We start from the raw sequence: 10,106 nt of genomic DNA on the forward strand, positions 1-10,106 counted from the left end.
AATCAAAATGCACAACGGGTTGATTCTTCTAACTTTTATCAAATTAAAATTAATTATCAAAAGACAAAACAAAATTTTTATTTGATAGTAAATTCAACTTATTTAATCTTTGCTTGTGTAGAAAAAAATAGATGCTTTGATTTGAAATTTATTGACTTTCCTATTGAATTAATTTCACAATTAAAAGCCGAAGTAAATTCAAGTTTGATCCTTCTAAATCCAAAAGAATTAAATAAAAAAGTAAACATTTCTGATTTAGAATTATTAGGTGAATCAGAAATTAAACAGATCAATTATTGGAAAAGTAAAATACTGGGAGAGATTGTTTTCAATTGTTTTGATTAAACTTTTCGTTTAATAATTTTCTTACGTTTTCTTTTCTTAAAAATAATTCGAATTAGACGATAACCATATGTTACCTTTTTATTTTTTGTGATAATAGGAAATGCCATTGTGCACATCAACGAAATACAAGCAGTTGTACCTAATGCCCCTCCATAACCATTGAAAATTTTGCTCGTATAATGCAATAAAACTGCAAATAAAATTGGAGAAAAAACTAACGAAAAATAACTAATATTTATGGTTGATGATACCATTCCAATGAAAGTTCCGCCAATTACATACAACGGAATATTTTTGGTATAAAACTCTGGTAAAATTGTTGGAAAAAAATAGAAAAATCCACCGACAATCATTGCAATCATTGCAGAGGCACGAACTGGACCTTGTTTGAAACGAATGTTTAATTCATATGTTGTTAATGAAGCAATTATTGAAAACATCATTAATATTAAAAATTCAATAATCATTAGCCAATAATTAATTTAAACAACAACATACTCAACAAAACGCCTATAAATGCTAATGTTCCTAGCTTTCCACCCACACCAACAAATAAAGATTTTGTAGCAAAAAATAACAAGGCAGTAAAAACTCCAGCCGAAATAATCATCCAATAAACATACTGAAAATCAAGCGAAGTCATCCCAATGAAAGCACCACAATAAATTGGTCCTGCAATTTGTTTTAGATATTCTGAACGAGAATTAAACTTCGTTAAAAAAGAACCTAAAGTTCCTATAATTCCTGCAGAAAAAACACCGCCTAAACCTAATTTATTATTGATCAAATATGTAATTATTGCTGCAATAGGAATCCATAAAACCAAAGTTTTACGATCAAAAGAATATTCGTGATGATGCAGTGGAAACTTGCGGTAAACCACAATCAAAAGTAAACAAATTGCAGCAATAATGTAAGGAACAAGATAATGTTCTATTCTTTCGTTCATTATCGAAAATAAAAACAGAAACTGAATTATAAAAATAATCAGTATCGTGACAAATTTTATGATGCGTTTGGTTTGCACAATTATTTTTTGAAGTTGCAAAGTTAGTGACTTGTTTTAACAAAATAGAATAATTTTTATCAGTAAAGTTGTAAAAATTTCTTAAACTTAAGAACAATATGAAAACACTAGAAAATTTGAAATTTCAACATCATTTAACAAAGAATCTATTGAATGATGAATTTTAACAATTCGTGAGTTTCCACAAAAAATTCAGAATGAAATCACCTCTCTTTCAGAACCTAAATTCGAACAATAATATCGTTCTGAAGGCTGCATCAACGTTGGGTTACTTTGTTAAATTCTTTTGTTGAAAGTGATTGGGACAAAAAATTTCGTCATCAGTAAACAAATCTTGCGATTTATGCTTGGAATTGCAATCATCATTTGGCGCATATACAACAAGCTAATAAAAGTTAGTGTATCTTTGCAAAACATAATCTAACTCATGAAATACATCAATTATTTTCTATTATTTTTATCTACAATCATTAGTATTTTTCTGTTTTTTGTAAGCGCTAATCAAATTGAAGTTGTTCCGAATAAAAATGAAGGTTATAAAGGTGAACAAATTATGCTCATTGAAAAATCGAACGATATACAGTTTGTGAAAAATATAGCTGAAACTTCGGTAGATAAATATGATGTAATGTACAATCAATTATCTGATTTTGCAGCAAAAATGAATACTTGGATTATTTTATTATTTATTCTTCAACTTGCTATGGGCGTACTTTTCTTTCTACAATTTCGAAAAAATAAAAAATCTCAAGTCAACACAAGATTAACTTGAGATTATATTGACTTAAACTATCACAAAAAATAAGTCATTCTACCTAAAAAAATATCTATTCCTCAATTAATTCAGCTGAAAAACCAACTTCCTCAATTGTATCAATAATTTCTTCGTCTGTTGCTTGATTAATTTTTACAGACAAAACTTTGTCTGGATTATCAGTATCAACTTCCCAAGCTTCTAAACCATCTAACTTATCTAAAAAAGGTTTCACTTTGCTCACGCAACCACTACAATTTATATTTGTTTTGAATTTTAATTCTTTTGTTTCCATAACTCTTTGATTTTTGTCTTACAAATTTCGATAGAATTGTTCCAAAACCATTTACAAGATTTCGCTAAATAGTTATATGATTTCTATACTTATTAATCGTTTTGAGCTACTTTTGCATTCAAACAAAACAATTTCAATTTCTTTTACAAATGAGTCAACAAAATGACCAAAATATTATCTTAGCGATCGACGAAAAACCGAAGTTAGGACAAGGTATATTATTAAGTATACAGCATCTTTTTGCAATGTTTGGTGCAACAGTTTTAGTTCCTGCTTTGACAGGAATGTCTCCAGCAATTGCATTAATTTCGAGTGGAATCGGAACTTTAGTTTTCATCTTAATTACACGAGGAAAAGTCCCTTCATATTTGGGATCTTCATTTGCTTTTATCAATCCAATTATCGCAATGAAAGCTTTAGAAACAAACCCAGAAAGTGGAATTGCGACAGGAAGTTTCTTGGTTGGTAGTTTTTTGGTAGGAGTTACTTATTCATTGGTCGCACTATTTATAGCAACGGCAGGAACAAAATGGTTAATGAGACTTTTACCCCCTATTGTTGTTGGTCCAGTAATTATGGTAATTGGTCTGGGATTAGCTTCTACAGCAATCAAAATGGTGACAAATAATCCTTCTGGTGAATATGATTTAACCTATGTTATAATTGGTTTTGTTACCTTAATTATCACGATAATTACAGCAATTTTCAGTAAAGGTTTTTTGAGTGTAATTCCAGTTTTGGTCGGAATTATTGGTGGATATCTTTTTGCAATTACGATGGGAGTTGTCGACCTAAATCCTGTTATAGAAGCTAAATGGTTTATGATTCCAGATTTTACCATTCCTTTTGTAGATTACACACCAACTTTGTCTTGGTATGTTATTTTCTTAATGATTCCGGTCGCAATTGTACCAATCGCAGAACATATCGGACATCAATTAGTTTTGAGTAAAGTCGTGAACAAAGACTTAATCGAAGATCCAGGTCTTGATAAATCGATGTTAGGAGATGGTATTGCAACAATGATTGCAGCTTGTTTAGGTGGACCTCCAAACACAACGTATGGCGAGAATATTGGTGTTTTAGCCATTACAAAAGCTTTTAGCATTTATGTATTTATTGGAGCAGCATGTTTTGCTATTTTATTTGGATTTTGTGGTAAAGTTTCAGCTTTATTAAGTACAATTCCAACACCAGTTATGGGCGGCGTTTCTATTTTATTATTCGGAATTATTGCTTCGAGCGGATTAAGAATGCTAATCGAGAATAAAGTTGATTTCAAGATTAAACGAAACCTTATTATTTCCTCTGTTATTCTTATCATTGGAATCGGTGGTGCAGCAATCCACATTGGAGATTTATTTTCTTTAGAAGGAATGGCTTTAGCTTCTATAATTGGAGTTGCTTTAAATTTGATTCTTCCTGGAAGAGAATTTGTCTCATTCAAAGAAATGTTTGATGAAGAAAATTAAATTATCATAAAATAAAAAGACGAAAATTTATAATTTCCGTCTTTTTTTATTAGATATTTTTTGTTCTTAAACTTCGTCAAAATCAATTGCTAAAGTAGCTGTTTTTGGACGAGAAATACACGCTAACGTCATTCCTTCTTCATAATCAGAATCTGTTAATACATAGTTGTCTCCGATATGCACTTCGCCTTCCGTTATCTTACACATACAAGACGAACAGACACCACCTTTACATGAATAAGGCGCATCAATACCAGCGTCTAACATTGTATCAATCAAATTTTTTCCTCTATCCCAAGTCACTTCAGAAGTTTCTCCATCAAGTGTTACAGTAACTTGAACCGTTTGAGGTCCTTCGTCATGTTTTGTAAAAATATCTTCTGTTTTCACTGAAGGATTAAACATTTCGAAATGAATATGTTTCTCGATAATTCCCGCTTCATTGATTTTCTTCGCTAAAGTCAAAATCATTTCTTCTGGTCCACAAACCATTGCTTCATCGACTTCATTGATATCAATAATTTGATTCAAAATTAAATCAAACTTCTTCTCATCAATTCGTCCGTTGTAAATAAAATTCTCTTGATCTTGACGCGTATAGAAATGATGAATAAAAACATTGTTTGGATATTTTTGTTTCAATTCTGTCAAACGCTCTTTGAACATGATTGAGTTTTCATCTCTATTTACATAAAAAATATGAAAATTTACCCATTCTTCAGTCTGCAAAGTAAACTCTAACATACTCATAATTGGCGTGATTCCACTACCCGCCGTAAAAGCTAATAACGTACGTTTTTCGTTTGGTTTTGTTGGAATTGTAAAACGTCCACTTGGTGTAGAAACTTCCAATTGATCACCAACTTTTAGTTCATTTGCTAAATAAGAAGAAATCTTTCCATTTGGTTGAGATTTAACCCCAATGCTCCATTTTTTATCATTAGGAGATTCACACAAAGAATAATCTCTTCGTTCTCCATTAATATTAAGAGTGATATATTGTCCAGGTAAAAAATTGTATTCTTCGTGTAATTCCTCAGGAACATCAAACGAAATTTGAACAGCATCAGCCGTTAATTTTACAATTTCTTTTACTGTTAATAAATTAAATTTCATAGTCGTATACTATTTATAATTCTTAAAACAACTCGTTATTTAAGATTGTTCTGCTAACTTTGTACAAAAGTAAGATTTTAGATTAAATAGAAAAAATATATGGAAATAGCATTGATCGCTCATGATGGAAAAAAAGCTGAAATGGTCAATTTTTTAATGAAACATAAAGAAGCTTTAAACAAAAATAATATCACATTTATTGCTACAGGGACTACAGGAAAGTATGCAGAGCAAACTGGACTAAAAGTAACGCGCTATCTATCTGGTCCTCTTGGTGGTGACGCGCAAATTGCCGCTCGAGTTGTAGAAGGAAAAACAGATATGGTTTTCTTTTTTAGAGATCCGATGGGAAAACATCCGCACGAACCAGATGTAAATATGTTACTGAGACTGTGCGATGTACACAATATCCCATTAGCTACAAACCCAGCGACAGCAGAAATGTTATTGGATCATTTGAAATAATTATTCTTAAGCTAATCTTAAGTTTATTTTGGTTGTTTTGGTGGATAATTTATTTAATATTGAATAGAAATTTTAACTGAATATAAATAACAATTCAAAACCAAATTACAATGAATTTAATTAAAAAAACAGCTATCGCGCTTAGCTTATTTGCATTTACTGGATCTACTGTAGCATTTGCTCAAACTAAAACTCCAACTAAAACTGCTAAAACAGAAATGGCAAAAACAAAGGCTACAACTGATAAAAAAGTAACAGAAACAAAAAAGGATGTAAAAGCAACTACAACTAAGAAAACTGATGCAACTGCTAAAACAGTCAATGACAAAAAAGTAGCTTCAGAAAAAAAAGTGGAGAAAACGACTACTCCAAAAAAAGAAACAAAAACGACTGTAGCTAAAACAACTACTGCAGGGACTTACAATGGACACAAAGTTTATGTAGGACCAAAAGGTGGAAAATACTATATCAACGATAACGGAAATAAAACGTATATCAAACAATAGTTTTTATCCTAATAAAAATAATAAAGGCTGTCTATTTGTTAGGACAGCCTTTTTTAAATTATATTTTTATAATATATATTTTCTGGATTTTGAGGATCGATTAAGATATCGACATCTTTTCCTTTTTTTAAAATCTCATTTGCATTAACATCTCCAAAATATTCAAACTCTGTATAGTAAATTTTCTCATTATTAGGATGTTTATAAAAGACTTCAACTATATAATCTGGCAAATGATTTTCTCCTAATAAACCTCTTTTTATTTCAATAATATGTGCTTTTACTTTTACTCCTTTATTTAATAATCTTGAATGATTTAGGTAATCAAATAAATTGACGAAACCTAAATACCCCATAAACAAACTACAGAACAGAAAAACTACTCCAAGTAGTTGATTAAAAAATACACCAAGATTTAGAAAAGAGCATATTAGAACAAATCCTAAACTTAGGATTAAACTTCCTATTGCGATTGACAATTTCATTATTCTTGTATTTGTTATCTGATTTTCACAAACCGTACCAAAAACAAAAAATTGTCCTATAAAAATAATTTTATTGTAAATTTACTCAAATATCTTAATAAGCTGCTGTAAATCTGCTTTTTATATGATTTGCATTTTCTATTTCATCTGCAATCACCACTGCAACATCTTCCACAGACAAAATACTACGCCCTTCTGCATTGAAAACTGGTACATCATTGCCTAAACGATATGTTCCTTTTCGCTCTCCAGATGTTCCTTGATGCATTTCTGGCGCTGGAGAAAACATTGTCCAATCCAACTCATTATCTTGTTTCAAGATATTATAATAATCTCTCGCTGCCAAAGCGCCTTGTTTTATTTGTTCAGGAAAATCTGGTGTGTCTACAATTTGTAATTCTTTTTGATCATTCACATACAAACTTCCCGCTCCACCAATAACAATCAAACGCTTTACACCAGCTAATTTAGTTGCTTCTTCAATTGCTTTTGCACCTTTCAAATAATCCTCATAAATATTTGGATTTGCCCAACCTGCATTAAATGCACTTACAACTACATCAGCACCTTTCAAATCTGTCGCCAAAGCCTGTACATCGTTTACATCTAACGCCACTTTTGCTACATTTTTACTATCTAAAACCTTGTCAGTATTTCGTGCAAATGCTTTGATAGATTGATTTCTATTTACCAATTCTTCTACGATATGTGAGCCTACAAAACCTGTTGCTCCAATTACTGCTACTCTCATTTTATTTAATTTTATATTGTAATTAATTTTGTTACATTTAAAGATAAAAAATTTTACTGAAATTCATCAGAAAATTGTTTTAAAGTTTTATGATTTAACGATTTAATTAAATCTGATTCAGCATTATCAAATAATCTTTCAAGATTGTCATTCATTTGTTTACCAACTGGACATTCTGGATTGGTATGATTCATTCGTCCAAAAACATTTTCTTGATTGACAATTTTATACACATCACCTAACAAAATATCAGCAGAATTTTTAACTAAATAAATTCCTCCTTCTTTACCTTTTTTCGAATCGATAAAACCTGCTTCTTTCAAGAATTTTATTTCACGACGAACCACAACAGGGTTCACATTAATACTTCCAGCAATAAAATCAGAAGTAATTAATTGTCCTTTAAATTTTTCAGTCAAAACTAAAATATGAATCGCCGTTGCAAATCTTAAATTATTCATTTCTCTAAATCGATGGGACAAATTTAGTACAAAATTTTCAATTGTAACAAATATTGATACAATTTTATTGATTAATTTCTCTTAAATTTGTTGCATACTCCTATACAAATGGAAAATTATAAAAAACATTTATCAAATATTATTGATCTCACAGATGAACAATGGGCAAAAATTGAAAAATTTTTGGTGGTAAAACACATCAAAAAGAATGAATTTATTTTAGAACCTGGTGAATATTCCGAAGATTATTTTTTTGTTGAATCTGGCGTTATTCGTTCTTATACAATAGATGAAAACGGAAAAGAACATGTTTTACAATTCGGAACAGAAAATTGGATTGTAAGTGATAGAAATAGTGCTTTTTGTAAGCAACAATCAAAATTTTATATTCAAGCAATAGAAGATTCTACCGTTATTTTATTGAATGAAAAATTGAATGATTTAATCACACGATTAAATCCAAATTATTTAGCTGCTCAAAATAAATTAATTCAAAATCATGTACGTAGTTTACAAGATCGTATTAATTTGTTACTTGGTGCATCTGCAAAGACTCGTTATTTAGAATTTATGCGTCTTTATCCAAATCAACTCTCTCGCATACCACAATGGATGATTGCTTCGTATTTAGGCATCACACCCGAAAGTTTAAGTAGAGTTCGTAAAGAAATAGCACATGGATAGTTATAGTTTTGAAATTTTTGTACCAGAAAAACCTAAAAAAAATAATAAACAGATTGCAAAAGTAATCTTATCATTTCTCGCTGTTACTGTAATTAGTTTTGTGTTTTTGGAACTGAAAGTTTTTAAAAATCAAATATATTATTACATTTTTATTGGACTTTTAGCAACAGCTGTTGCTTATTGGAATGGTTATTTTAAGCGACCTTCGACAGAATTGAAAGGTAATTTTGATGGAAAATTGACATTTACAAAAGATACGATTTCTGTAAAGGATCAAACTTTTTCAATCAACGATTTATTTTCTATTGTCATTGATAATGAAGATTACAAAGGAAAAGCTGTAAAAGAATTTGGTGAGTTCGAAAATTCAGAAGGTTCGCACGGAATTAGTAATTTGATTACATTAAAAACAAAAGATAATCAATTTATTGAAGCTTATTTTTTACAAAAATCGTTAAATGAATTTTCTAAAATCGAATCATTTTTAATTCAATATTACAAAAACAATTTACTTTCTGAAGATGATTTAATTTCGATCATGCATTTAGAATATGATATTGATAAGAACGAATTGAGAAAAAATTTAAAATAATTTAATTTTTCACTAACATATAAAAGTTGAGTTACTCTCATTATTTAATGTAATTTTGTACCACTTAAAAACAATAATTTATGCAACCAACAGCAGAATGGTTAAAAACTTGGGAATCTAAAAGAGAATTCACTTTAGCTCCTAATGATTTAGAAAAATATTTTACAGATAAAGAAATTGGAGGTGTAGAAATCGACCAAATCGAAATGGGAGAAGTTTCTTTACCATCAGGTAAAATCTTTGTAAATGATCCTTTGGGTGAATATTTATCAATGGACAAAGATCCTTATTTCCTTGAAACGCCAAAAGGTAATTTTCCTGTAACTGCAAGCATCGTAAAATTTGAAGACGATGGTGATGTTGAGAATTTGATTGGTTGTATCAAAGTTGCTTTTACAAACGAAAAACCTGTTCGTTATGAAGAAGCAATGAAAGGAATTGAGTTGATTGACGAATTACAAGAAGGAGAATATTTTGGTTTTTCTATTGAAAGTGGTTTAGCAACAATTGTTGATGCAGAAGCAAAAGATTCTTTTGTAAAGTTTATTGATGAATTCGAAAGTAAAGGTGATGTAAATTTATATGATGATTATTTCAATGCATTATTTGTAGAAAACGCTAAAAATAATCCGAAATATCAATCAGAAGAAGGAGATTGGATCAATTGGACAATTCCAAATACAGAATTCAAATCGCCAATTTTTCAAGCTGGTTTTGGTGAAGGAATTTATCCCGCTTACTTTGGATACAATGAAAAAGGAGAAATTGTTGCATTTTATATTCAATTCATCGATGCTGAATTAGAAGATTCAGAAGATGATGATGAGTGGTTGTAATTAATTTTTTCGATCAAATAAAATTTAAAATCCTTCAAGAAATTGAGGGATTTTTTTGTTTAAAAATATGCATATTAACGTATTGTATATCATATTAAACAGAATGAGAAAACTTCTTATTAGCATATTTATTATAGAAACAATAAGCTGTTCTAAGAAAATTGATTATCAAAATACAATTTCAGCAATAGAATCCAATCAAGATTTATTTGATGATAATTACAGTTTAAGAGGGAAAACTAATATTTTTTATAATGATTCTATCCACTACTTTTATTTGGAATACGATACAATAGAATACCCGTTGTGCATTTTGA

At 29.6% G+C, this 10,106-nt stretch carries 16 protein-coding genes; 9 read left to right on the plus strand and 7 right to left on the minus strand.

Annotated features, from left to right (window positions below):
- Positions 1–345 (plus strand): hypothetical protein (locus B3792_RS12590; RefSeq protein WP_291051821.1); only part of this gene is annotated, 345 nt, incomplete at its 5' end.
- Here B3792_RS12590 and B3792_RS12595 read toward each other — a convergent pair.
- On the minus strand, positions 342–788 hold the full coding sequence (locus B3792_RS12595) for a hypothetical protein (RefSeq protein ID WP_147279982.1): 447 nt from the start codon (positions 786–788) through the stop codon (positions 342–344). The two genes, B3792_RS12590 and B3792_RS12595, sit on opposite strands and share 4 nt — an antisense overlap.
- Positions 789–811: 23 nt before the next feature.
- Entirely contained in the window at positions 812–1,294 is a 483-nt protein-coding gene (locus B3792_RS12600) for a hypothetical protein (RefSeq protein WP_115000270.1), read from the minus strand.
- A gap of 505 nt (positions 1,295–1,799) precedes the next feature.
- On the opposite strand from B3792_RS12600, the gene B3792_RS12605 reads away from it, so the two are divergent.
- Positions 1,800–2,144, plus strand: a complete 345-nt coding sequence (locus B3792_RS12605) for a hypothetical protein (protein WP_221854443.1) — start codon at positions 1,800–1,802, stop codon at positions 2,142–2,144.
- 55 nt (positions 2,145–2,199) lie between these two features.
- On the opposite strand, the gene B3792_RS12610 is transcribed toward B3792_RS12605, so the two are convergent.
- Entirely contained in the window at positions 2,200–2,421 is a 222-nt protein-coding gene (locus B3792_RS12610) for a heavy-metal-associated domain-containing protein (protein ID WP_038335762.1), read from the minus strand.
- A 149-nt stretch (positions 2,422–2,570) separates the two neighbouring features.
- Between B3792_RS12610 and B3792_RS12615 the strand changes: the two genes are divergently transcribed.
- Positions 2,571–3,893, plus strand: coding sequence for a solute carrier family 23 protein (locus tag B3792_RS12615; protein ID WP_221854442.1), 1,323 nt, complete (start codon positions 2,571–2,573; stop codon positions 3,891–3,893).
- 66 nt (positions 3,894–3,959) lie between these two features.
- On the opposite strand, the gene B3792_RS12620 is transcribed toward B3792_RS12615, so the two are convergent.
- On the minus strand, positions 3,960–5,009 hold the full coding sequence (locus tag B3792_RS12620) for a 2Fe-2S iron-sulfur cluster-binding protein (RefSeq protein ID WP_125349352.1): 1,050 nt from the start codon (positions 5,007–5,009) through the stop codon (positions 3,960–3,962).
- Positions 5,010–5,108: 99 nt separating this feature from the next.
- Between B3792_RS12620 and B3792_RS12625 the strand changes: the two genes are divergently transcribed.
- Positions 5,109–5,474 (plus strand): methylglyoxal synthase, encoded by a 366-nt coding sequence (locus B3792_RS12625; RefSeq protein WP_019973715.1) that lies wholly within the window; start codon positions 5,109–5,111, stop codon positions 5,472–5,474.
- A 110-nt stretch (positions 5,475–5,584) separates the two neighbouring features.
- Positions 5,585–5,980, plus strand: a complete 396-nt coding sequence (locus B3792_RS12630) for a hypothetical protein (RefSeq protein WP_125349351.1) — start codon at positions 5,585–5,587, stop codon at positions 5,978–5,980.
- 53 nt (positions 5,981–6,033) lie between these two features.
- Here B3792_RS12630 and B3792_RS12635 read toward each other — a convergent pair whose 3' ends face one another.
- The 3 genes from B3792_RS12635 to B3792_RS12645 all read right to left on the minus strand — a co-directional run bounded on the left by B3792_RS12635 (position 6,034) and on the right by B3792_RS12645 (position 7,677).
- Positions 6,034–6,465: a hypothetical protein gene (locus B3792_RS12635; RefSeq protein ID WP_125349350.1), complete on the minus strand. Its 432-nt coding sequence runs from the start codon at positions 6,463–6,465 to the stop codon at positions 6,034–6,036.
- 94 nt (positions 6,466–6,559) lie between these two features.
- Complete coding sequence (locus B3792_RS12640) at positions 6,560–7,216, minus strand: NAD(P)-dependent oxidoreductase (protein WP_125349349.1); 657 nt, start codon at positions 7,214–7,216, stop codon at positions 6,560–6,562.
- Positions 7,217–7,269: 53 nt separating this feature from the next.
- Positions 7,270–7,677 (minus strand): RrF2 family transcriptional regulator, encoded by a 408-nt coding sequence (locus B3792_RS12645; protein ID WP_221854439.1) that lies wholly within the window; start codon positions 7,675–7,677, stop codon positions 7,270–7,272.
- A 108-nt stretch (positions 7,678–7,785) separates the two neighbouring features.
- Here B3792_RS12645 and B3792_RS12650 point away from each other — a divergent pair, with 108 nt between their 5' ends.
- The 4 genes from B3792_RS12650 to B3792_RS12665 form a co-directional block, all read left to right on the plus strand.
- The gene (locus B3792_RS12650) at positions 7,786–8,361 is read left to right on the plus strand and encodes a Crp/Fnr family transcriptional regulator (RefSeq protein WP_291069755.1); all 576 of its coding nucleotides are present in this window, start codon (positions 7,786–7,788) and stop codon (positions 8,359–8,361) included.
- Positions 8,354–8,953, plus strand: a complete 600-nt coding sequence (locus B3792_RS12655) for a hypothetical protein (RefSeq protein WP_291069757.1) — start codon at positions 8,354–8,356, stop codon at positions 8,951–8,953. The genes B3792_RS12650 and B3792_RS12655 overlap by 8 nt, the downstream gene beginning before the upstream one ends.
- 80 nt (positions 8,954–9,033) lie before the next feature.
- On the plus strand, positions 9,034–9,789 hold the full coding sequence (locus B3792_RS12660; RefSeq protein WP_038335748.1) for a DUF4241 domain-containing protein: 756 nt from the start codon (positions 9,034–9,036) through the stop codon (positions 9,787–9,789).
- Positions 9,790–9,892: 103 nt separating this feature from the next.
- On the plus strand, positions 9,893–10,106 hold a 214-nt coding region (locus B3792_RS12665), incomplete at its 3' end, for a hypothetical protein (protein ID WP_291059145.1).

Origin of the sequence: Empedobacter sp. UBA5924, assembly GCF_002431085.1 — a bacterium.
Taxonomy (GTDB): Bacteria; Bacteroidota; Bacteroidia; order Flavobacteriales; family Weeksellaceae; genus Empedobacter; species Empedobacter falsenii_B.